We start from the raw sequence: 21869 nt of genomic DNA on the forward strand, positions 1-21869 counted from the left end.
TTGTCACTCCGCCATTTAGAGGTTTATGACCATGTTGCAACTGATCCTCGGCGGCGCCCGCTCCGGTAAAAGCCGTCTGGCTGAGAAGCTCGCCAGTGAAAGCGCTCTGGCGGTGACGTACATTGCCACCAGCCAGCCGCTGGATGGCGAAATGAATGCCCGCGTGACCCATCACCGCGAGCGCCGCCCGCCTGAATGGGCGCTGATTGAAGAGCCGCTGGAACTGGCCCGGGTGCTGCGCGAAAACGCCAGTGCCGAGCGTTGTTTGCTGGTGGATTGCCTGACCTTGTGGCTGACCAATCTACTGATGCTGGAAGATCCCGAGCGTCTGGCGCATGAGCGTGAAGCCCTGCTGGAGTGCCTGGCATCACTGCCGGGAGAAATTGTTTTTGTCAGCAACGAGACCGGTCTGGGTGTCGTGCCGCTGGGCGAATTGACTCGCCGCTATGTCGATGAAGCCGGTTGGTTGCATCAAGCCCTGGCTGAGCGCTGTCAACGTGTCGTATTGACTGTCGCCGGCCTGCCCCTGACTTTGAAAGGTACTGCGTTATGACTCATTCCTGGTGGTTGAACCCGTGCAAGCCGATCAATGCGCAAGCCCATGAGCAAGCGGCGGCCCGACAGCAGCAACTGACCAAACCGGCGGGCTCCCTCGGGCAGCTGGAGTCGGTGGCGGTGCAACTGGCAGGGTTGCAGGGTCGGGTAAAACCGAGCCTGAATCAGCTGTGGATAGCGATTTTTGCCGGTGACCACGGGGTGGTCGCCGAAGGCGTTTCGGCGTTCCCGCAGGAAGTCACCGGGCAGATGCTGCACAACTTCGTCAGCGGTGGCGCGGCGATCAGCGTATTGGCGCGGCAACTGGAGGCGCGGCTGGAAGTGGTCGACCTTGGCACCGTCACGCCTTCGTTGAATTTGCTGGGCGTGCGCCATCTGTACATCGGTCCAGGCACTGCGAACTTCGTTCATGGCCCGGCGATGACGCAAATCCAGGGCCAGCAAGCCTTGCAGGCTGGCCGTGACAGTGTGCTGCGGGCGATTGCTGAAGGCTCCGAGCTGTTTATCGGTGGCGAGATGGGCATTGGCAATACCACCGCTGCCAGCGCATTGGCCTGTGCATTACTCGATTGCCCGGTGGCGCAGCTGGCCGGGCCGGGTACCGGTCTGGATGCGGCAGGTGTCAGCCATAAAGCCCAGGTGATTGAGCGCGCTTTGACGTTGCATGCCGCTCAGCGTGGCGACGTGTTGCAGACGTTGTTCAACCTCGGTGGTTTTGAAATCGCCGCGTTGGTTGGTGCCTATCTGGCCTGCGCGCAGGAAGGTTTGGCGGTGCTGGTCGATGGCTTTATTTGCAGCGTGGCAGCATTGGTCGCGGTGCGCCTGAATCCGGTGTGCCGCGAGTGGTTGTTGTTTGGTCATCGCGGGGCTGAACCGGGCCATCGGCATGTCCTGGAAACGCTGAGTGCTGAACCTTTGCTGGATCTCGGCCTGCGACTGGGCGAGGGCAGTGGGGCAGCGCTGGCGGTGCCATTGCTGCGTCTGGCTTGTGACCTGCACGGACAAATGGCGACCTTCGCCGAAGCGGCCGTGGCCGATCGCCCGGCATGACGTTGCGTCTGGATCTGCTGCGCCATGGTGAAACCGAACTCGGTGGCGGATTGCGCGGCAGCCTGGATGACGCGCTGACCGCCAAAGGCTGGCAGCAGATGCGCGCGGCGGTGATTGATCAAGGTCCGTGGGATCGTCTGGTCAGCTCACCGCTGCAACGCTGCGCGCGTTTTGCCGAGGAACTGGCCGAGCGGTTGAGCTTGCCGGTGGTGCTGGACAAGGATCTGCAAGAGCTGCACTTCGGCGCCTGGGAAGGGCAGAGTGCAGCAGCGCTGATGGAGACCGATGCCGAAGCGTTAGGCAAGTTTTGGGCTGATCCCTACGCATTTACGCCGCCGGAAGGTGAGCCGGTGACTGCGTTTTGCGCACGGGTGCTGGCGGCCGTCGAGCGCTTGCATCAGGCCTATGCCGGTGAGCGAGTGTTGCTGATCAGTCACGGTGGGGTCATGCGTCTGTTGCTGGCCCGCGCACGCGGATTGCCGCGCGAGCAATTGCTCAACGTTGAAGTCGCTCATGGTGCGCTGTTTTCGTTGCGCGTCGAAGCTGATGTCGTGCTCAGGGAAGAGGGCTGAACATGCTGCCGTTCTGGATCGCCGTGCAGTTTCTCAGCAGCTTGCCGATTCGTCTGCCAGGCATGCCGGCGCCTCAGGAGATTGGGCGTTCGTTGCTGTTTTATCCGTTGGTGGGACTGCTGTTTGGCGGGCTGTTGTGGGTGCTGAATGGGTTGTTGCTCGGTACACCAGCGTTGTTGCATGCGGCGTTGCTGTTGAGTGTCTGGGTGATGCTCAGCGGTGGTTTGCACCTCGACGGTTTGGCCGACAGCGCCGACGCCTGGCTCGGCGGTTTTGGCGATCGCGAGCGCACCTTGAGTATCATGAAGGACCCGCGCAGTGGGCCGATCGCAGTGGTGACGCTGGTGTTGGTGCTGCTGCTCAAGTTCACGGCGTTACTGGCGTTGATTGAACAGCATTCAATGGCCGGTTTGATCCTCGCCCCATTGATTGGTCGCGGTGCCTTGCTGGGGTTGTTTCTGAACACACCTTACGTGCGCGCCGGCGGCTTGGGGCAGGCGCTGGCCGATCATCTACCGCGCAAGGCCGGTCAGCAGGTGTTGTTGCTCAGCGCACTGGCGTGCGTGCTGATTGGCGGCTGGAGCGGTGTTGTTGCGCTGGTGCTGGCGGCCCTGATGTTCTGCTGGTTGCGCCAGGTGATGTTGCGGCGTCTGGGCGGGACCACCGGCGATACGGCAGGGGCGTTGCTGGAGCTGCTGGAAACAGTGGTGCTGGTGGGTTTGGCGCTGTTCTGAGAGTGACCTTCAACATGCGCGACCTAACGGCTGTTTGATAATCAAACTTGCTTTAACTTTATCGCGGGTATATACACGCACCATGCTAGCCTCTCAATGTTTATGCACCAACCTGCGTCGCGCCGCTCGTGGCGTCAGCAGGCATTACGACGGCGCCCTCGACGGCTTCGGGATCAACGTTGCGCAGTATTCCTTGCTGTGCAATTTGCAGCGCCTCGATCAACCGAGCATTTCGACCCTGGCGGAAGCCATGGGCCTGGATCGCAGCACGTTGGGGCGTAATCTGCGGGTGCTCGAGGGGGAGGGGCTGGTGAAGCTGGTTGAAGGTGAAGACCAGCGCAATCGCATCGTGCAATTGACCGAAACCGGGCGTGAACGCCTGGCAGCAGCCTTACCGGCCTGGGAAGCGGCGCAGCAGCGGCTGATCGATCGTCTGGGTGCAGAGAAGCGTGCAACCTTGCTGGCCTTGCTGGATGAACTCGCCTGAGGCGGTGGGCCTTTCCGAATTTAGTCCGAACTTAAGCGGGTATATACCCGCTACCGGAGAACAAGAATGACATCGATGTGGCGTACCAGCGGTTGGGTTCTACTTGGGAGTGCGCTGATTCTTGCGCTGTCGCTTGGCGTGAGGCATGGCTTCGGGCTGTTTTTGCCGCCGATGAGCGCGCAGTTCGGCTGGGGGCGCGAAGTGTTCGCCTTTGCCATCGCGCTGCAGAACCTGATCTGGGGGCTGGCGCAGCCATTCACCGGGGCCTTGGCGGACCGTTTCGGCGCGGCGAAAGTGGTGCTGGTCGGTGGCGTGCTGTACGCCGTGGGTTTGGTGTTCATGGGCTTGTCCGATTCGGCCTGGACGCTGTCGTTGAGTGCCGGCCTGTTGATTGGAATCGGTCTGTCCGGTACCTCGTTCTCGGTGATTCTTGGCGTTGTAGGGCGTGCCCTGCCGCCGGAGAAACGCAGTATGGGCATGGGTGTCGCCAGTGCCGCCGGCTCCTTTGGCCAATTCGCCATGTTGCCTGGCACGCTGGGGTTGATCGGCTGGCTCGGTTGGTCGACAGCACTCCTGGTGCTGGGAATGCTGGTAGCGCTGATTGTGCCGCTGGTCAGCATGCTCAAGGACAAACCGCTGCCCGTGCTCGGTCATGAACAAACCCTGTCCGAGGCCCTGCGCGAGGCGTGTTCGCACTCGGGCTTCTGGTTGCTGGCGTTCGGTTTTTTTGTCTGTGGTTTCCAGGTGGTGTTTATCGGCGTTCATTTGCCGGCCTATCTGGTCGACCAGCATCTGCCTGCCAGCGTCGGCACCACAGTGCTGGCGTTGATTGGCCTGTTCAATATCTTCGGTACTTACACCGCCGGCTGGCTCGGCGGGCGCATGTCCAAACCGCGTCTGTTGACGGGGCTCTACCTGCTGCGTGCGGTGGTGATCAGTCTGTTCATCTGGGCGCCGGTCACGCAGACCAGTGCTTATCTGTTTGGCATGGCCATGGGCTTTCTCTGGTTGTCGACAGTGCCTTTGACCAACGGCACGGTAGCGACGCTGTTTGGTGTACGAAACCTCTCTATGCTCGGAGGTATCGTTTTCCTCTTTCACCAGTTGGGCTCGTTCCTCGGCGGCTGGTTGGGTGGGGTGGTTTATGACCGAACAGGCAACTATGACTTGATCTGGCAGGTGGCGATTCTCCTCAGTCTGTTGGCAGCAGTCTTGAACTGGCCTGTGCGCGAGCGCCCGGTGGCGCGGTTGCAGGCTCAGGTGAGTGCGGCATGAGCAGGATTGCAGCCTGGTTCGCCGCTGCCGGTGCTGGCGCGCTGTTGTTGGCGCTGGCCTGGTGGGGCTGGCACCGGGGAGGGCTCGCACTGATGCAGCTCGGTATGGGTGCTTGCTGAGTCACGCCCACTAAAAAAGCCCCGCCTCTGTGCAAGAGAGCGGGGCTTTTTCAATTCAGCATGAGCTGTTCAGGCTCGCGGTGGATCAGAAGCGGTAGGTCGCGCCGACACCAAAACCGTTGGCGCTGTTTTCGTACTTGGCGCTGTAGCTGTCTACTGCGTTGGAGTGATTCACTGTGACAGCTTCTTCCTTGAGGTAGGAGTAGGCGACGTCAATGGTCAGGTCATCGGTGACGTTGTAGCCAGCGCCAAGGCTGAAGATTGTGCGGTCACCGGTAGGAATACGTGGCGAACGGTCAGTATTGTTGGTAGGCGACTGGTCAAAGGTCAGGCCGGTGCGCAATACCCACTGTTTGTTCAACTGGTAGGAAGTACCGATGGCGTAGGCCCAGGTATTGTGCCAGTTCTGATCTTCCTTGATGGTACCGAACAGGGCTGGGGACAAAACGCCGCCCTGTGCCGCAGTGACACCTTCGTTATTGACGGTGATGTCTTTCAGGCGGCTCCAGCGAGTCCAGGTGGAGCCCGCATACACGGTCCACGCATCCGTCAACTGTTGCGTCACGGAGAAGTCGACCGATTCAGGCGTTTCGATGTTCAGCGAAGCGTCGTATCGATTGCTCTTCAGGAAGGCGGAAGGCGCATTGTCGCCTGCGGTGATATCGGTATGACCTTCGAGCTTGTATTTCACTTTCGAGTGATAGGTCAGGCCGACGCGAGTCGTGTCGGTAGCTTGTACCAGAACACCGAAGTTGTAGCCCAGAGCGGTATCGTCGCCTTTGATCTTGACGTGGGTATCACCGAAAAGAGGTACATCCGACTCTAGAGTGCCGCCAATACGGTTAATGGTCGGGCCAAAGCCGATCGATACTCTGTCGTTGAAGGCATAGCTGACGGTAGGTTGGAAGGTCACAACCTTGACTTCACTCTTGCTGCCGAAGCCGCCGCCCTGGAAGCCGCTTTCATAGTTGGTAATCAGGCCAAAAGGTGCATAGACACCGAGGCCGAATGCCCAGTGATCATCGATCGGTTTGACGTAATAGCCCATCGGAACGGCTGTAAATGGCACCATGTCGCCTTTGTTGGTACCCGGATGGGCGCCGTGGGCGTCTTTGATATCACTCGAGGCATCGATAGCTGCGATCCCGCCAGTGACTTCCTGACGTTTGATTCGCGACATGCCGGCAGGGTTGCCAAATACAGTGCTTGCATCCTCGGCGGACGAAGAGCGTCCCGCGTAACCAGTCCCCATCCCGCTGATGCTCTGTTCGTTGAGGGCAAAACCACTTGCGAAGATCTGGGTGGATGCCAAGGCAACGGCGAGGCTAAGGGTGGTTTTGAGCATTACTTTTTTCATTATTAGAACTCCTGGTGATCACCGGAGCGAAAATTACCAACATTTTCGTTTCAGCGCTATAGGCTGTATGGCTTGAGATAGAGCGCTTTTGTAGGACAATCAGACCAAATTCGCGTCTAAATGCGCGATCTTGCAAATTGCCCGGTTAACAGGCGATCTGATTCAGCGGTGATACACAGGTTTGCCAGGCGCAGGTGAAGTCTCGCAGACGACCTTGCGGCTGGAAGGTCTGGCGCCAGATTCGGGCCATGCCCAGCAGGTCATCGGCTTCGGGGAGCGGGGTATTCTGTTCTTCTATTAATAGCCAGGCGATGGCGGTGGCGTAGCGCAGGTTGACGGTCAGTTCGAGGTGCGGCCCGCTGAGGAATGCATGCTGGCTGGCGAGGCCGCGAACCAGGCTGGCGCGTTCCGGGTCCAGCGCCAGGTAGTGATCCCAAAGCGCCTGGTGGCGAGGTTCGGCAATCCGGTACAGGCCATGCCCGCGGCGGTCATGCAGGGCGGAACCGAGAGCGGACTGACTGGCTGCAACACCCAGTAGCAGGGATTCGGCAATCGTGCTGTGGCGTCCGAGGTAAATCAATGTCGGACGGATCACATAACGGCACAGTTCGCTGGCGGCGATACCCATAAAGCCCTCGAAACGTGAAGTGGGCGGCGATTCCTGAAAGGAGGGGGCTTGGCAGCGGTGGATCGGTTCAGGATCGCCGGAAGCGGATCAAGCCGCTTGAGTTGAAGTGTAGTGTCATATTCGTGCCGTAAAGGCCTGTTTTTAAAATATTTCCGGCTTCGAGTTATAACCGTTATATCGCTTGGTGCTTAAGCCGGTACAGCGAATTGAGAAATATCAGGCAATAAAAAGCCCTGCTTTTCAGGCAGGGCTTTTGAGGTTTTCAGCCTTTCTGGCGTTTCAGGCAACCAGTGCCTGACGGGTACGCTCGATCACGGCCTGCAGCGGCTCGGCGCTGGAGTATTGATCGGGGTACAGGCGTTCGCTGTGACGAGCGATGCCGTGTTCATTGACCAGAGTGAAGCTGAAGCAGCCTTTGCGAGCAGCCATGATCAGGCAGTTCATTGGAGCAAAAGCGTTGGTTAGGGTGCGAATGGCATCCTGAGTGTGGATTTGAGTAGACATGGTTATTGGGTGTTCCTACAAATGACACGGATAAGAACCGTGCAACGTTAAAACGTTCCAGTAACGTCGATCACCATTGATCGAACGAAGAACCCGACTGGAACAAAGCAGCCAGTTGAAGCGCTATGATTTTTGCGCGCTTGGGCCGGCAGGTAGGTACTTAGGAGGGCAGGCAACACATCAAGGGCAAAGGTTCTGGGCCCGGGGTGAAGATCCTGATCAATTTGCAGGTTGGTTCGGTCAGAGTAAGTGAGCTTCGCAACACCCTTTGCTTTCGATTCAAAGGCAGTGTTGTCGCAAGCGTTACCTGGAAACCATCGAGGTGGTCGGTCCTGTGATGTCGGTAGAGGCTTCTCTTTAGGGAAGGTATACCGCAGGAGTTGTTCGACCAGAATTGACTTTCAGCTTGGTACTAACGCCGCGGATACTAACGGATTGAATTCGAGAAAGGAAGTGTGTTAGGGGAAAAACTTTTGCATGAGCTTGAATCGCTCTGCTCGCTGGTGGGAGTTTGCCGTACCCGGAGCATCTGCAGTCGCGGGTAAAACGTCGCGACGAAAGTAAAGCACACAATTGGGTCACCAGCTGTCCAATGGCATGAGCCATCACCTCGCTTGAAACGCAGGTACAGTGAGGCTCGTTGCGACTGATTGACTGCAAAACGCACGAAAAAAGGGCGGTGATATAACCACCTCAAAGGGACTTGTGCACATTAGTTGCGTGGGCTGTCACCCGCCTGTCATTTCACCTTCAAGCGCAGTGGGTGCCTGTAGTGGAAATTTAAGTCAATGAAAAACATCGCTTTTTTTTACTGGTGAAAAAATCGTCAGTTTGACTGCGAGCCCCATTCCACAGGGCTTCTGGCGAGTTCAGGGCGGGTTGTCCACTGAGTTATCCACAGCTTCTGTGGATTGTCCCAAGCGCTTGCTCTAGGACGGCTGTGCAGGCTTTTTTCGACTTTACCCGTACGAAAAAAAGAGTAGAGTGGCGCGCCTTCCGATTTGTCCCACAGTGCTTTATGAAGTTTCGCTCAGTACCAACCTCTGTTACCTCCATCACCTCAGGTGTTACTCCACCCAAGCGCTTTTCGATACGGTTCGCCGAATGGTTGCTCGACAGTCCACGCCTGGGCGATAACGCCAATATCAAGCATTTCGCCGGGCGTTTGCTCAAGGCTCCAGCCCGTGAAGGGGTAGTGGCTGCGCAAAGCCGTCTGGGGCTATTGATGTGCCGCGAATGCGGCAATGCCCGGGATCGGCGCATTGGCCAGGACCTGTTGCGCCAGGCCGCGCGTGCCGGCGACCGGCGTGCCCGGCAGGAACTCGGTCAGATCGAAGACTGAGCTGTCCAAGCCCCGACGGCTTGGTTAACCTTCGCGCTTTAATTCATCGGCAGGAGTCGTCATGGCTATGGACGTGACCAGTGTGTTGCTCGGTCTGGCGGGTGCTGCGCTACCGTTATTGATGCTGACGTGGCAGCTACAGCGGCGCCTGAGCGCCGCGCAATCCGAGCTGCCGCTGCTTGAAGAACGCTTGGGGACTGCGCAATTGGCACAGGATGGTCTGAATGCGCAACTCGATGCCTGCCGTGATGAAATCAGCGACCTGAGTCAGGCCAATGCGGCCAAGCAAGCCGATCTAGCTGCCGTGCGTCGTGAAGTCGAGCTGTTGCAGATCGAGCGTGACAACGCCCGTGACGCGGCCCATGCCTGGAACCTTGAACGCAGCAGCAAAGAGGCCGAGTTGCGGCGGCTGGACGCGCAGGCCGCCTCGTTGAATGCCGAGCTGCGTGAGCAGCAGGAAAGCCATCAGCAACGCCTGAGCGACCTGCAGGGCTCGCGAGACGAGCTGCGTGCGCAGTTTGCCGAGCTGGCCGGGAAAATCTTCGATGAGCGCGAACAGCGCTTTGCCGAAACCAGTCAGCAGCGTTTGGGCCAATTGCTCGACCCACTGAAAGAGCGCATTCAATCCTTCGAAAAACGCGTCGAGGAAAGTTATCAGGCCGAAGCCCGCGAGCGCTTCTCGCTGGCCAAGGAGCTGGAGCGTCTGCAGCAACTGAACCTGCGCTTGAGTGACGAGGCAACCAACCTAACGCGAGCACTCAAGGGGCAGAAAACCCAAGGCAACTGGGGTGAGTTGATTCTCGAACGAGTGCTGGAACACGCAGGCCTGGAGAAGGGCCGTGAGTACCAGACTCAAGTCAGCCTCAAAGGCCCGGATGGCGAGCGCTTCCAGCCCGATGTGCTGATTTATCTGCCGGGTGACAAGCAGGTGGTGGTCGACTCCAAGGTCAGCCTGACGGCCTATCAGCAATACGTGGCGGCTGACGACGACGTGATTGGCCAGGCGGCGCTGAAGCAGCATGTGCTGTCGTTGCGTAATCACGTCAAGGGCTTGTCCGACAAGGACTATAAGCGCCTGGACGGTCTGCACAGCCTGGATTTCGTTTTACTTTTCGTGCCCATCGAGGCGGCTTTTTCCGCGGCATTGCAGGCCGAGCCGAATCTGTTTCAGGAAGCGTTCGATCGCCATATCGTCATTGTCAGCCCGACCACTTTGCTGGCGACGTTGCGCGTCATCGACAGCCTGTGGAAGCAGGAGCGCCAGAGCCAGAACGCCCGGGAAATTGCCGAGCGCGCGGGCTGGCTGTACGACAAGTTCGTATTGTTTATTCAGGATCTGGACGAGGTCGGCAATCGCTTGCAGCAACTGGATAAAGCCTACAGCGCCGCACGCAACAAGCTGACGGAAGGCCGTGGCAATCTGGTCAGCCGCAGCGAGCAGCTCAAATTGCTCGGCGCACGGGCCAGCAAGAGCTTGCCGGCCGATCTGCTGGAGCGGGCGATGACCGATGTCGATGGGTTGGCCGAGCTGCCGGAGTAGCGCCTACAACGGTAAATGCCGACTCAACAACGCCCGCAACGCCGCCGGCTTCACCGGTTTCGGCAGGTATTCCAGGCCTGCTGCATGCACTTGGGCAACCATCTCCGGTCGCCCGTCAGCACTGATCACCACACCAGGCACCGGCTCACCCAGTTGGGCGCGTAGCCAGGCCATGAGCTCGGTACCGGTTTCGCCATGATCGAGGTGGTAATCCACCAATGCCAGTTGCGGGCGCATGCCATCGTTGAGCAGGGCGACGCACTCATCGCGATTGCGCGCGGTATACACCTGACAGCCCCAGCGCGAGAGCAGGCTGTTCATGCCAATCAGAATGCTGTCTTCGTTATCGATACACAGCACTTGCACGCCTGTCGGCAGTCGGCCATTAAGCTTGGCAGTTTTACCGGGCGCACTGGCTTGTGCGTGGGCCAGGGGCACGCTGACGCTGAACACACTGCCTTTGCCTGGCCAGGAGCGGACTTGCAGTTGATGACCCAGCACTCGGCACAAGCCGTCGGCAATCGCCAGACCCAGGCCCAGACCTTTTTCGGCGCGGGTCTGGTGGCTGTCGAGGCGCTTGAACTCCTCGAAGATCACTTGGCGTTTGTCTTCGGGAATCCCCGGGCCACGGTCCCAGACCTCCAGGCACAGCTGATCGCCCTTGTGTCGTACGCCCAGCAGCACGGGGCCTTTGGCGTAGCGGAAGGCGTTGGTCAGGAAGTTTTGCAGAATCCGCCGCAGCAGTTTGATATCGCTGTCGACCCGTAGGCGACTGCCGCGCAGGCGAAATTTCAGCCCTTGCTCTTGCGCCAGCGCCTTGAATTCGGCACCGAGGGTGTCGAACAAATCATTCAGCGCAAATGGCTTGCGATCCGGGTTGATCTTGCCGTTTTCCAGGCGCGAGATGTCGAGCAGGTCACTGATCAAGTCCTCGGCCGAGCGTAGCGAACTGTCCAGATGCTGCACCAGTTGCCGGGTCTCGCAGGAGAGATCGTCGTTCTGGTGGGAGAGGGCGGCCGAGAACAGCCGTGCGGCGTTCAATGGCTGCATCAGGTCGTGGCTGACGGCTGCAAGGAAACGGGTTTTCGACTGGTTGGCCGACTCGGCGGTACCTTTGGCTTCGGTCAGCGCGATGTTCAACTGCGACAGTTCATGGGTGCGCTCGGCGACGCGTCGCTCCAGTCCTTCGTTGGCCTCGGTCAGCGCTTGCTCGGCTTCGCGAAACGCGGTGATGTCGGTGAAACTCATGACAAACCCGCCGCCCGGCATTGGATTGCCGATCAGCTCGATCACCCTACCGTTGGGGAACAACCGTTCCGAGGTGTGGGCGCGCCCCTGGCGCATCCAGTGCAGACGCCGGGCAACGTGGACTTCCGCTTCGCCGGGGCCGCACAGGCCGCGTTCGGCGTTATAGCGAATGATGTCGGCAATCGGCCGGCCGACGCTGATCAGGCCGTCCGGGTAGTTGAACAGTTCAAGGTAGCGGCGGTTCCAGGCCACCAGCTTTAGCGACTGGTCGACCACGCTGATGCCTTGGGTGATGTTCTCGATCGCGCCTTGCAGCAAGGCGCGGTTGAATTGCAGCACTTCCGAGGCTTCGTCGGCGATTCGTACCACGTCCTCGAGCTGCATTTCCCGGCCTTCAATGGCCGCTTTTACCACGGCGCGTGTCGATGACGCCCCCAGTACACCGGCGAGCAAGCGTTCGGTGTGAGCGATCCATTCACCGTCGGCATTCTGATTCGGGTTGAAACCTTTGCCTTGGCGGTAGGCGAAGCGGATGAAGCTCTGGCGTGCCCGTTCTTCGCCGACAAAACGTGCCGCGAGTTGCAGCAGGTCGTCGATTTGTACCGCCAGCATTGAACGCGCGCTTGGCCGTGTGCTGATCTCCTGACCAATGAAACGTCCGGCCTGCCAGTGTTCCGAAACCCGTGTACGGGACAGCACCGACACCCAGGCGAACAAGGTGAAGTTACCGGCCAGTGACAACACCACGCCTTGGGTTAGTGGGGAAATCGGCAGGTTCAGCGGATTGCCGTGCAGCCAGCCCAGCCCTGGGAAGCTGTGCAGCGACCAGCCCAGGCTGTTGGCGGCGATCGGCAGGATCAAGGTGTAGAACCAGAGGAACGTCCCGGCGGCGAGACCGGCGAATACCCCGCGGCGGTTGGCCTGTTTCCAGTACAGCGCGCCGAGCATCGCCGGCGCCAGTTGGGTCACGGCGGCAAACGCGATCTGCCCGATGGTGGCCAGGCTTGCGGTCGAGCCGAGCAGGCGATAGGAAACATAGGCCAGCAGCAGAATGGCGACGATGCTCACCCGTCGCACCGATAGCATCCAATGGCGGAACACCTCGAACGGCCGTTCGGCATTTTTCCGGCGTAGCAGCCATGGCAGCAACATGTCGTTGGAGACCATGGTCGACAGCGCCACGCTGGCAACGATTACCATGCCGGTGGCGGCCGATGCACCGCCGATAAACGCCAGCAGCGCCAGTGCTGGATGGGCCTGGGCCAGTGGCAGGCTGATCACGAAGGAGTCGGGTAGTACCGAGCTTGGCAGCATCATTTGCCCGGCCAGCGCGATCGGTACTACGAACAGTGCGGCCAATCCCAGATAAGCCGGGAATACCCATTTCGCCAGGCGCAAATCCTGCGGTTCGATGTTCTCCACCACGGTCACATGGAACTGTCGAGGCAGGCAGATGATCGCCATCATCGCCACGCCTGTCTGCACCACCATCGATGGCCAATTCACGGTTTCTTTCCAGTATTCCTCCAGGCGTGGTGCGAGCATGGCCTGATCGAACAGGTCGTTGAAGCCATCGTACAAACCATACGTGACGAAGGCGCCGACGGCGAGGAAGGCCAGCAGCTTGACCAGTGCTTCGAAGGCAATCGCCAGCACCATGCCACGGTGGTGCTCGGTGGCATCGAGGTTGCGGGTGCCGAAGACGATGGTGAACAGTGCCAGAATCAGCGACACAATCAGCGCCGTGTCCTGGGCACGGGTGCCCATGGCGTCGGGGCCTGCGCCGATCAACAGGTTGACCCCCAGGACGATGCCTTTAAGTTGCAAGGCGATGTAGGGCAATACGCCGACCAGACAGATCAGCGCCACCACCACTGCCAGCGATTGCGACTTGCCGTAGCGGGCGGCGATGAAGTCGGCAATCGAGGTGATGTTTTCCTGCTTGCTGATCATCACCATTTTTTGCAGGACCCACGGCGCGCACACCAGCAGCAGGATTGGTCCCAGATAAATCGGCAAAAACGACCAGAGTTGTTCGGCGGCCTGACCGACCGCACCAAAGAATGTCCAGCTGGTGCAGTAGACCGCCAGCGACAGGCTGTACACCCAGGCACGCATACGCGCCGGCAGCGGCGCGCTGCGCCGGTCACCGTAAAAGGCGATGGCGAACATGACGGCCATATAGGCCAGGGCGACGGTGGCAATCAGCCCGCTGGACAACGACATGGTAACTCCAGGCAAAAGACACCCGGGACGCAAACCCGGTCTGACAGTCTCGCACGACCACTTCGGTTAGTCAGTGTCGACCAAGGTCGTGGCGCGGCGGGGTGTCGCAGGGTGGAGGCCGGTTGGATCTTTAGTGCATTTGCGGGCCTCTTCGCGAGCAAGTCGAATCGTCGCACCGCCGCTCCCACAGGATTGATGTTGTTCACCAAATGGTGGTTCAACTCTGAACCCTTGTGGGAGCGGGCTTGCTCGCGAAGGCGTCCTTACTGGCTCAACGAGATATCGATCAACCGATGCAACTCTTCAACCTCAAGCGCCGCTGACGCGAACAGGATGCGGAACACCGTCGGCGCCACCACCATGTTGATCAGTCGGTCGACACCGGGCTTCGGCTCATTCGGATAACGGTCCAGTATCGTCTGCAACTGGCTGCTGAGAATGCTCACGCAATACCCCGGCGTGGCGCTCGATTGCACGTCGCGCATCATGTTGCGGCCGGGCTCCGAACTCATTTCGTCCAGATACTGCTCGGCCCAGGCGCGCAGGTCGCTACGCAGGCTGCCGGTGTTGGCCGGTTCGCTGTCAGGGCGCATGCGTACCAGCGCGACGTCGGCCAACAATGCCGACAAGTCGCCCCAGCGTCGGTAGATCGTCGACGGCGTAACGCCTGCGCGAGCGGCGATTTGCGGCACGGTCACGCTTGAACGCTCCTGCTCTTGGAGGAGTTCGCGCACTGCCGAATGAATCGACTCTTGCACCCGAGCACTACGACCGCCCGGGCGTAAACCATCTTTAATAGCCATGCGCCGAACCTTAACACAAAGAATTTGCTTTAAGCCGAAGCCAGTAGCACACTCCGCAAAAGCAAAAAATTAGCTTTTGCGGAGTGTGCTCATGTCCAGTTCTGTCTCAAACCGTTCCAGCCTGGTGTTCCTGGCGATCACCTTACTGAGTTTTCTCGCCGCTTCCAGTGCACCAACGCCGCTTTATCACTTGTACCAGGAGGCGCTGCAATTCTCTCCGGCGACCCTGACACTGATTTTCGGTGTGTATGCCTTTAGCCTGCTGGCGGCGCTGCTGACAGTCGGCTCGTTGTCGGATCATCTGGGGCGCAAACCGGTGATCTTCGCTGCGTTACTGCTGGATATGCTGGCGATGTTGCTGTTTATCAATGCCGACAATGTGGCCTGGCTGATTGCTGCGCGGGTGCTTCAAGGGTTCGCCACCGGCATGGCCACCAGCGTACTCGGTGCGGCGTTGCTCGACACCGACCGGCAGCAAGGCCCGCTGGTAAACAGCGTTGCGCCGCTACTGGGCATGGCGTGTGGCGCATTGGGCAGTGGATTGCTGGCGGAGTACGCGCCGCAACCGTTGCGATTGACCTACTGGATTCTGTTCGGGTTGTTCACGCTGCAAGCGCTGTACGTCTGGCGTCTGCCGGAAAGCGTCACTCGGCTAGCCGGCGCCTGGGCGTCACTGCGCCCCACCTTGCATGTGCCGCCACAGGCACGACGGGCGCTTTGGCTGGCGCTGCCGGTGGATGTGGCGGTCTGGGCGGTGGGGGGCTTCTTCCTGTCGCTGGCGCCATCGCTGGTTCGTACGGCGACCGGTTCGACCTCGAATCTGATCGGCGGCGGCCTGGTAGCTGTGTTGACGGTCAGTGGCGCGTTGATGATCTTCACATTGCGCAATCGCCCGGCAGACAAAGTCCTGCGCTTGGGCGCGAGCCTATTGGCGATCGGCATCGCGCTGATTCTGACCGCCGTGCACAGCGCCAGCCTACCGCTGTTCTTCTTCGCCACTCTGGTGGCCGGCAGTGGTTTTGGTGCCGGCTTTCTCGGTGCCTTGCGCAGCGTGGTACCGCTGGCCTTGCCCCATGAGCGCGCGGGGTTGATGTCGGCGTTCTACGTGCTGAGTTACCTGGCGTTCTGCCTGCCGTCGCTATTGGCAGGCAACCTGACCCGGAGCTTCGGCCTGATCGCCACCACCGATGGCTATGGCGCGGTATTGATCGTGCTGTCGTTGGGGGCGTTGTTGGGGTTGATGCGTCAGCGGCCAGCCAGGCTCTGTGGCGCAAGGGCTAATCCTTAGCGCGACAGAGACGTTCCTGTGCGTATATCTATAAAGCAGATAACAGTTAGAGAAATTACCCGTTATATAGATATTCGATTCAGTTCTACCATGAGCTCTACCTCACCCGAGGACAGGAGTTCACGATGCAATGCCCCAACAGCAACAAAACCGCTAACCGGCCTTTGAGCCATTTGCAGCACCCTCGCGAAGCGATTCGTCAGTTCACCCCGAACTGGTTCGCCGCGACCATGGGCACCGGGGTCCTGGCCCTGGCGCTCGCCCAATTGCCGGTGTCTGTTCCCGGCCTGCATGCCTTCGCTGAAGGCCTGTGGATGTTCAATATTTTCCTTTTCCTGCTGTTCAGCGGGTTGTACGCCGCGCGCTGGGCGTTTTTCTTCGATGAAGCGCGACGGATTTTCGGCCACTCCACGGTTTCGATGTTTTTCGGCACCATTCCCATGGGCCTGGCGACCATCATCAATGGCTTCCTGCTGTTCGGCCTGCCGCGTTGGGGGGAGGGCGTTGTGCACCTGGCCGAGGTGTTGTGGTGGCTGGATGTCGCCATGTCGTTGGCCTGTGGCATCTTGATCCCGTACATGATGTTCACCCGCCAGGAACACAGCATCGACCAGATGACCGCTGTCTGGCTGTTGCCGGTGGTGGCTGCGGAAGTCGCGGCGGCCAGCGGTGGTTTGCTTGCACCGCACCTCGCAGACGCTCACTCGCAACTGGTGGTACTGGTGACCAGCTACGTGCTGTGGGCGTTCTCGCTGCCGGTGGCATTCAGCATCCTGACCATCCTGCTGCTGCGCATGGCCCTGCACAAACTGCCGCACGAAAACATGGCCGCGTCGAGCTGGCTGGCGCTGGGGCCGATCGGCACCGGGGCGTTGGGCATGTTGTTGCTGGGCAGCGATGCTCCGGCGATTTTCGCCGCCAACGGCTTGCCGGGCATCGGTGAAATTGCCGCCGGGCTGGGCCTGGTCGCCGGCATCACGCTGTGGGGCTTCGGCTTGTGGTGGATGTTGATGGCGGTGCTGATCACCTTGCGTTACCTGCGTGGCGGGATTCCCTTCAACCTCGGCTGGTGGGGTTTTACCTTCCCGCTGGGTGTCTACTCGCTGGCCACATTGAAGCTGGCAAGCACCTTGAACCTGACTTTTTTCAGCCTCTTTGGCAGTGTCTTGGTGGTTGCGTTGGCGATCATGTGGCTGATCGTCTCCAAGCGCACCGTTCAAGGCGCCTGGCGCGGAGAGTTGTTTGTTTCGCCGTGCATTGCCGGATTAGCGAAATAATTCGCAAAGTTTAGGTAAGGTTGTGGCCTGGATCGCTGTACGACATTCCAATAAGAGCATCCAAGCCACACAGGGACATGGAAGATGAGCCACCCTTCGCAGTTCACCTTGCTTCGCAAGCGGCGATTTCTGCCGTTTTTTGTTACGCAGTCCCTCGGGGCGTTCAACGACAACATCTTCAAGCAATCGTTGATCCTCGCCATTTTGTACAAGCTGACCATCGAGGGTGACCGTTCGATCTGGGTCAACCTGTGTGCGCTGCTGTTCATCCTGCCGTTTTTTCTGTTCTCGGCGCTGGCCGGGCAGTTCGGCGAAAAGTTCGCCAAGGACGCGCTGATTCGTCTGATCAAACTTGGTGAAATCGCGATCATGGCGGTCGGCGCAATCGGCTTCCTGTTCGATCACCTGTCGCTGATGCTGGTGGCGCTGTTCGCCATGGGCACCCACTCGGCGCTGTTTGGCCCGGTGAAGTACTCGATCCTGCCGCAGGCCCTGCATGAAGAAGAGCTGGTGGGCGGTAACGGCCTGGTGGAAATGGGCACCTTCCTGGCGATTCTGGCCGGGACCATCGGCGCCGGGATCATGATGTCGTCCAGTCATTACGCACCGATCGTCTCCACGGCGATCATCGGTGTCGCGGTGCTGGGCTATCTGGCCAGTCGCGGCATTCCGCGTGCCGCGGCGTCGACCCCTGAACTGCGGCTGAACTGGAATATCTTCAGCCAGTCCTGGGCGACTCTGCGCCTGGGACTGGGGCAAACACCTGCGGTGTCACGCTCGATTGTCGGCAACTCGTGGTTCTGGTTTGTCGGGGCGATCTACCTGACGCAAATCCCGGCCTACGCCAAAGAGTGGATGCACGGCGACGAGACGGTGGTGACGCTGATTCTGACGGTGTTCTCGGTCGGTATCGCGCTGGGTTCGATGCTCTGCGAGAAACTCTCCGGACGCAAAGTCGAGATCGGTCTGGTGCCGTTTGGCTCCTTTGGGCTGACAGTGTTTGGCTTGCTGCTGTGGTGGAGCTCCGGGGGCATCCCGCAAAGCCTTCAAGGTCATGGCTGGATCGAAGTGCTTGGCTTCGGTCAGACGTGGTGGGTGCTGTTCGATATTCTCGGGCTGGGGGTTTTCGGCGGTTTCTACATCGTGCCGCTGTACGCGTTGATTCAGTCGCGTACCGCCGAAAACGAGCGGGCGCGGGTAATCGCAGCCAACAACATCCTCAACGCACTGTTCATGGTGGTCTCGGCGGTTGTCTCGATTGTGCTGCTGAGCATCGTCAAGCTGTCGATTCCCCAGCTGTTCCTGGTGGTGTCGCTGCTTAACATCGGTGTAAACGTCTACATCTTCAGCATCGTTCCCGAATTCAGCATGCGCTTCATGATCTGGCTGCTCAGCCATTCCATGTACCGCGTGCAGCACCGCAACCTTGAGCTGATTCCCGATGAGGGCGCGGCGTTGCTGGTCTGCAATCATGTGTCGTTCGTCGATGCATTGCTGATTGGTGGCGCAGTGCGTCGGCCGATTCGCTTTGTGATGTATTACAAGATCTATAACTTGCCGGTGCTGAACTTCATCTTCCGTACGGCGGGGACCATTCCGATTGCCGGGCGCCAGGAAGACAATCAGATTTACGAAAAGGCCTTCAAGCGAATCGCCCAGTACCTGAAGGATGGTGAGCTGGTGTGTATCTTCCCGGAGGGCAAGCTGACCGTCGATGGCGAGATCAATGAGTTCAAGGGCGGGCTGACGCGGATACTGGAAGAGACACCGGTACCAGTGATTCCATTGGCCTTGCAAGGGTTGTGGGGCAGCTTTTTCAGCCGCGATCCGAACAAGGGGTTCTTTCACCGCCTCTGGTCGCGGGTGACCGTGGTGGCCGGACCGGCGGTGGCGGTAGAGGTCGCGCAGCCAGCGCAGTTGCAGGCGCTGGTCGGCGAACTGCGTGGCGCGGTTCGTTAGGTTTACTGGCTGTATAAAAAAAACGCCCGCAATCTGCGGGCGTTTTCATTGTTGGGCACTCGTCAGGCTGCGCTGAGTTTCAAACCAACCAACCCTGCAATGATCAGCGCGACGCTGGCCAGGCGGAACAGCGCCATGGATTCACCAAATAGGATGATCCCGGCGATAACCGTGCCCACGGCGCCGACGCCAGTCCAGATCGCGTAGGCAGTGCCCAGCGGCAGATCCTTCATGGCCAGGCCCAGCAGACCCAGGCTGATCACCATGGCGCCAACCGTCAGGACGGTGGGAAGAGGGCGGCTGAAGCCGTCGGTGTATTTCAGGCCAACGGCCCAGCCGACTTCAAACAGGCCAGCGAAAAACAGAATGATCCAAGGCATGAGGACCTCCATCGATTGACGGGGTCGTCCCCAGATTAATAACTCGATCGAGCCGCGAGGTCGTCCTCGCGATGCGCAGTATAGTGCCCACTATCAACCTTGGGATCAAGTTCCAGGGTCAGTCGGTTGCTTGTTGGGCGGCCAGTTCACGGTCGTGTTTCTCGCTCATCCGGCGGAAATACGTCGAGAGCAACGCCCCGGAAATGTTGTGCCAGACACTGAACAGCGCGCTCGGCACCGCCGCCAGTGGCGAGAAGTGGGCACTGGCCAGCGCCGCGCCCAGCCCTGAATTCTGCATGCCGACTTCCAGGGCCAGGGATTTGCGTTGCGCCAGCGGCAGCTTGAACACGCGTCCGGTGAAGTAGCCCAGCAGGAAGCCAAAGCTGTTATGCAGCATTACCACGGCCATGATCAGCAGGCCGGATTCGGCAATCTTTGCCTGACTCGCTGCGACAACGGCGGCGACGATGATCACGATGCTCACCACCGAAACCAGCGGCAGCACCTCTACCGCATGGCGTACCCGATCTCCCAGCAGGCGTTGGGCAACCACGCCGAGCACGATTGGCAGCAACACCACTTGCAGGATCGACCAGAACAGTTCCATGAACGATACCGGCAACCAGGCCGAGGCCAGTAACCAGATCAGGGCGGGCGTCAGCACCGGAGCGAGCAGGGTGGTGACGGCGGCAATCGCTACCGACAGCGCCAGGTCACCGCGGGCCAGCCAGGTCATCACATTCGACGAGGTGCCGCTTGGGCAGCAACCGACCAGAATCACCCCGACGGCGATTTCCGGTGGCAGGTGAAATGCCTGGCAGAGCAACCATGCCACGCCGGGCATGATCACGAAATGTGCGACCACGCCCAGTGCCACGCGCCACGGATGGCGGGCCACTTCAGCGAAGTCTTCAAGTTTGAGGGTCAGGCCCATGCCGAACATCACCAGCCCCAGCAACGGCACGATCGCACTTTTCAAACCGATGAACCACGCCGGTTGCAGGAAGGCCACCACGGCGAAGATCAAGACCCAGTAAGCGAAAGTGTTGCCGACAAAGCGACTCAGTGCTGCCAGTGCACGCATGACCTGTTCCTTGTTATTTAAATAAAGCCAAAAACCAATGTGGGAGCGAGCCTGCTCGCGATGAGGGACTGACATTCAACAATGATGTTGACCGACACTCCGCTATCGCGAGCAGGCTCGCTCCCACAGTAGATATCACAAGCTTTTAGATCCCTTGCGGAGTCTCTTCACCGCCCAACGCCTCAACCAGCGCCGGGAGGAAGTCGCCGAAGGTCAGCATCATCAGTGTGAAGCTGGCGTCCAGCTGGCCGAGGGCTTCATCGCCACCGTCCTGTTCTGCCTGATCCTGCAGCAGGTCTTCGAACTTCAGGCGCTTGACCACCATCTTGTCGTCGAGGACGAACGACAGTTTGTCTTGCCACGCCAGGGACAGCTGAGTAACCACTTTACCGGTGCTCAGGTGCAACTGGATTTCTTCGCTGGTCAGGTCCTGACGCTTGCAACGGACGATGCCGCCGTCTTCGTGGGTATCGCGCAGTTCGCACTCATCCAGTACGAAGAAGTCGTCAGCGGCTTTCTGGGTGGTGACCCACTCAGTCATGGTCGCGGTCGGGGACATTTTTACAGTCAGTGGACGTACCGGCAGCGTGCCAATTACTTCACGCAGCGTGGAAAGCAGGTCTTCGGCGCGTTTCGGGCTGGCGGAGTTGACCAGGATCAGCCCCTGTTTCGGTGCGATGGCGGCAAAGGTCGACGAGCGACGGATAAAGGCGCGCGGCAGGAACGCCTGGATGATTTCATCCTTGATCTGATCACGCTCCTTCTTATAGACCTTGCGCATTTGCTCGGCTTCGATCTCTTCGACCTTTTCCTTGACTGCGTCGCGCACGACGCTGCCTGGCAGAATGCGTTCTTCCTTGCGTGCGGCGATCAGCAGGAAGTCTCCGCTGACGTGTACCAGAGGGGCGTCTTCGCCTTTGCCAAACGGCGCGACGAAACCGTAGGTGGTCAACTCCTGGCTTGCACATGGGCGCGCCAGCTTGGTGGCCAGTGCAGTTTCCAACGCCTCAGCATCAAAAGGCAGATCTTGGGTCAGGCGATAGATAAGCAGGTTTTTGAACCACATGGGGTGAGTCTCTCCTTTATACAAAGGGGGGCATTATTCTCCGCGCAGCGTCATAGGCCAACCCTCAGCTAAGCCTTTGGAAGGCCTGAAAAAATTATTTTAAAAAGTGCTTGCCAGAGGTGGGGCTGCTCCGTAGAATGCGCGCCACACCGAACGTGAAGGGTGATTAGCTCAGCTGGGAGAGCGTCTGCCTTACAAGCAGAATGTCGGCGGTTCGATCCCGTCATCACCCACCATTCGCATTCAGTGTTACGCGCAGCGGTAGTTCAGTCGGTTAGAATACCGGCCTGTCACGCCGGGGGTCGCGGGTTCGAGTCCCGTCCGCTGCGCCATATTCGGTAACCTGGAACACTGAACGCCAGGTCACCACGGAAA

General features: G+C 59.4%; 20 protein-coding genes and 2 tRNA genes. 14 read left to right on the forward strand and 8 right to left on the reverse strand.

Going from position 1 to position 21869, the window contains the following annotated elements:
• Nucleotides 1–31: 31 nt before the first annotated feature.
• The 7 genes from cobU to AC1DIH_RS21415 all read left to right on the forward strand — a co-directional run bounded on the left by cobU (nt 32) and on the right by AC1DIH_RS21415 (nt 4792).
• Nucleotides 32–553, forward strand: a complete 522-nt coding sequence (gene cobU, locus AC1DIH_RS21385) for a bifunctional adenosylcobinamide kinase/adenosylcobinamide-phosphate guanylyltransferase (protein WP_477773179.1) — start codon at nt 32–34, stop codon at nt 551–553.
• A complete protein-coding gene (gene cobT, locus AC1DIH_RS21390; RefSeq protein WP_477773180.1) occupies nt 550–1605 on the forward strand; it encodes a nicotinate-nucleotide--dimethylbenzimidazole phosphoribosyltransferase in 1056 nt (351 codons plus the stop codon). The genes cobU and cobT overlap by 4 nt, the downstream gene beginning before the upstream one ends.
• Nucleotides 1602–2177 carry an alpha-ribazole phosphatase family protein gene (gene cobC, locus AC1DIH_RS21395; protein ID WP_477773181.1) on the forward strand — a complete coding sequence of 192 codons (576 nt, stop codon included), beginning with the start codon at nt 1602–1604 and terminating at the stop codon, nt 2175–2177. The genes cobT and cobC overlap by 4 nt, the downstream gene beginning before the upstream one ends.
• Nucleotides 2178–2179: 2 nt before the next feature.
• The gene (locus AC1DIH_RS21400) at nt 2180–2911 is read left to right on the forward strand and encodes an adenosylcobinamide-GDP ribazoletransferase (RefSeq protein WP_477773182.1); all 732 of its coding nucleotides are present in this window, start codon (nt 2180–2182) and stop codon (nt 2909–2911) included.
• 82 nt (nt 2912–2993) lie between these two features.
• The gene (locus AC1DIH_RS21405; RefSeq protein WP_477773183.1) at nt 2994–3398 is read left to right on the forward strand and encodes a MarR family winged helix-turn-helix transcriptional regulator; all 405 of its coding nucleotides are present in this window, start codon (nt 2994–2996) and stop codon (nt 3396–3398) included.
• Between the two features lie 66 nt (nt 3399–3464).
• Nucleotides 3465–4673, forward strand: coding sequence for an MFS transporter (locus tag AC1DIH_RS21410; protein ID WP_477773184.1), 1209 nt, complete (start codon nt 3465–3467; stop codon nt 4671–4673).
• Nucleotides 4670–4792, forward strand: coding sequence for a hypothetical protein (locus tag AC1DIH_RS21415; RefSeq protein ID WP_477773185.1), 123 nt, complete (start codon nt 4670–4672; stop codon nt 4790–4792). Before AC1DIH_RS21410 ends, AC1DIH_RS21415 begins: the two co-directional genes overlap by 4 nt.
• 85 nt (nt 4793–4877) lie before the next feature.
• Here AC1DIH_RS21415 and AC1DIH_RS21420 read toward each other — a convergent pair whose 3' ends face one another.
• The 3 genes from AC1DIH_RS21420 to AC1DIH_RS21430 all read right to left on the reverse strand — a co-directional run bounded on the left by AC1DIH_RS21420 (nt 4878) and on the right by AC1DIH_RS21430 (nt 7281).
• Nucleotides 4878–6149, reverse strand: a complete 1272-nt coding sequence (locus AC1DIH_RS21420) for an OmpP1/FadL family transporter (RefSeq protein WP_477773186.1) — start codon at nt 6147–6149, stop codon at nt 4878–4880.
• Nucleotides 6150–6294: 145 nt separating this feature from the next.
• Nucleotides 6295–6777 (reverse strand): hypothetical protein, encoded by a 483-nt coding sequence (locus tag AC1DIH_RS21425; protein ID WP_019693082.1) that lies wholly within the window; start codon nt 6775–6777, stop codon nt 6295–6297.
• A gap of 279 nt (nt 6778–7056) precedes the next feature.
• On the reverse strand, nt 7057–7281 hold the full coding sequence (locus AC1DIH_RS21430) for a hypothetical protein (protein WP_007898912.1): 225 nt from the start codon (nt 7279–7281) through the stop codon (nt 7057–7059).
• 1018 nt (nt 7282–8299) lie between these two features.
• Between AC1DIH_RS21430 and AC1DIH_RS21435 the strand changes: the two genes are divergently transcribed.
• Both AC1DIH_RS21435 and AC1DIH_RS21440 read left to right on the forward strand, forming a co-directional pair.
• Nucleotides 8300–8623, forward strand: coding sequence for a sel1 repeat family protein (locus AC1DIH_RS21435; RefSeq protein WP_477773187.1), 324 nt, complete (start codon nt 8300–8302; stop codon nt 8621–8623).
• Between the two features lie 175 nt (nt 8624–8798).
• Nucleotides 8799–10163, forward strand: a complete 1365-nt coding sequence (locus AC1DIH_RS21440; protein ID WP_477773199.1) for a DNA recombination protein RmuC — start codon at nt 8799–8801, stop codon at nt 10161–10163.
• Nucleotides 10164–10166: 3 nt separating this feature from the next.
• Here AC1DIH_RS21440 and AC1DIH_RS21445 read toward each other — a convergent pair whose 3' ends face one another.
• A complete protein-coding gene (locus AC1DIH_RS21445; RefSeq protein WP_477773188.1) occupies nt 10167–13637 on the reverse strand; it encodes a hybrid sensor histidine kinase/response regulator in 3471 nt (1156 codons plus the stop codon).
• Between the two features lie 263 nt (nt 13638–13900).
• The gene (locus tag AC1DIH_RS21450) at nt 13901–14440 is read right to left on the reverse strand and encodes a TetR/AcrR family transcriptional regulator (protein WP_477773189.1); all 540 of its coding nucleotides are present in this window, start codon (nt 14438–14440) and stop codon (nt 13901–13903) included.
• A 91-nt stretch (nt 14441–14531) separates the two neighbouring features.
• Here AC1DIH_RS21450 and AC1DIH_RS21455 point away from each other — a divergent pair, with 91 nt between their 5' ends.
• The 3 genes from AC1DIH_RS21455 (at nt 14532) to AC1DIH_RS21465 (ending at nt 18964) form a co-directional block, all read left to right on the forward strand.
• Entirely contained in the window at nt 14532–15728 is a 1197-nt protein-coding gene (locus tag AC1DIH_RS21455) for an MFS transporter (protein WP_477773190.1), read from the forward strand.
• 125 nt (nt 15729–15853) lie between these two features.
• A complete protein-coding gene (locus tag AC1DIH_RS21460; RefSeq protein WP_477773191.1) occupies nt 15854–17005 on the forward strand; it encodes a TDT family transporter in 1152 nt (383 codons plus the stop codon).
• Nucleotides 17006–17089: 84 nt separating this feature from the next.
• Nucleotides 17090–18964, forward strand: coding sequence for an MFS transporter (locus tag AC1DIH_RS21465; protein ID WP_477773192.1), 1875 nt, complete (start codon nt 17090–17092; stop codon nt 18962–18964).
• Between the two features lie 62 nt (nt 18965–19026).
• Here the strand turns inward: AC1DIH_RS21465 and sugE are convergent, their stop codons facing one another.
• The 3 genes from sugE to rdgC form a co-directional block, all read right to left on the reverse strand.
• Nucleotides 19027–19344 (reverse strand): quaternary ammonium compound efflux SMR transporter SugE, encoded by a 318-nt coding sequence (sugE, locus tag AC1DIH_RS21470; protein WP_477773193.1) that lies wholly within the window; start codon nt 19342–19344, stop codon nt 19027–19029.
• A 118-nt stretch (nt 19345–19462) separates the two neighbouring features.
• Nucleotides 19463–20428 carry a bile acid:sodium symporter family protein gene (locus tag AC1DIH_RS21475; protein WP_477773194.1) on the reverse strand — a complete coding sequence of 322 codons (966 nt, stop codon included), beginning with the start codon at nt 20426–20428 and terminating at the stop codon, nt 19463–19465.
• Between the two features lie 145 nt (nt 20429–20573).
• Nucleotides 20574–21494, reverse strand: a complete 921-nt coding sequence (gene rdgC, locus AC1DIH_RS21480) for a recombination-associated protein RdgC (protein WP_095147961.1) — start codon at nt 21492–21494, stop codon at nt 20574–20576.
• A 160-nt stretch (nt 21495–21654) separates the two neighbouring features.
• On the opposite strand from rdgC, the gene AC1DIH_RS21485 reads away from it, so the two are divergent.
• Nucleotides 21655–21730, forward strand: a tRNA-Val gene (locus AC1DIH_RS21485).
• A gap of 19 nt (nt 21731–21749) precedes the next feature.
• Nucleotides 21750–21826, forward strand: a tRNA-Asp gene (locus AC1DIH_RS21490).
• Nucleotides 21827–21869 lie beyond the last annotated feature (43 nt).

This window comes from Pseudomonas sp. 05N36, from assembly GCF_056397385.1.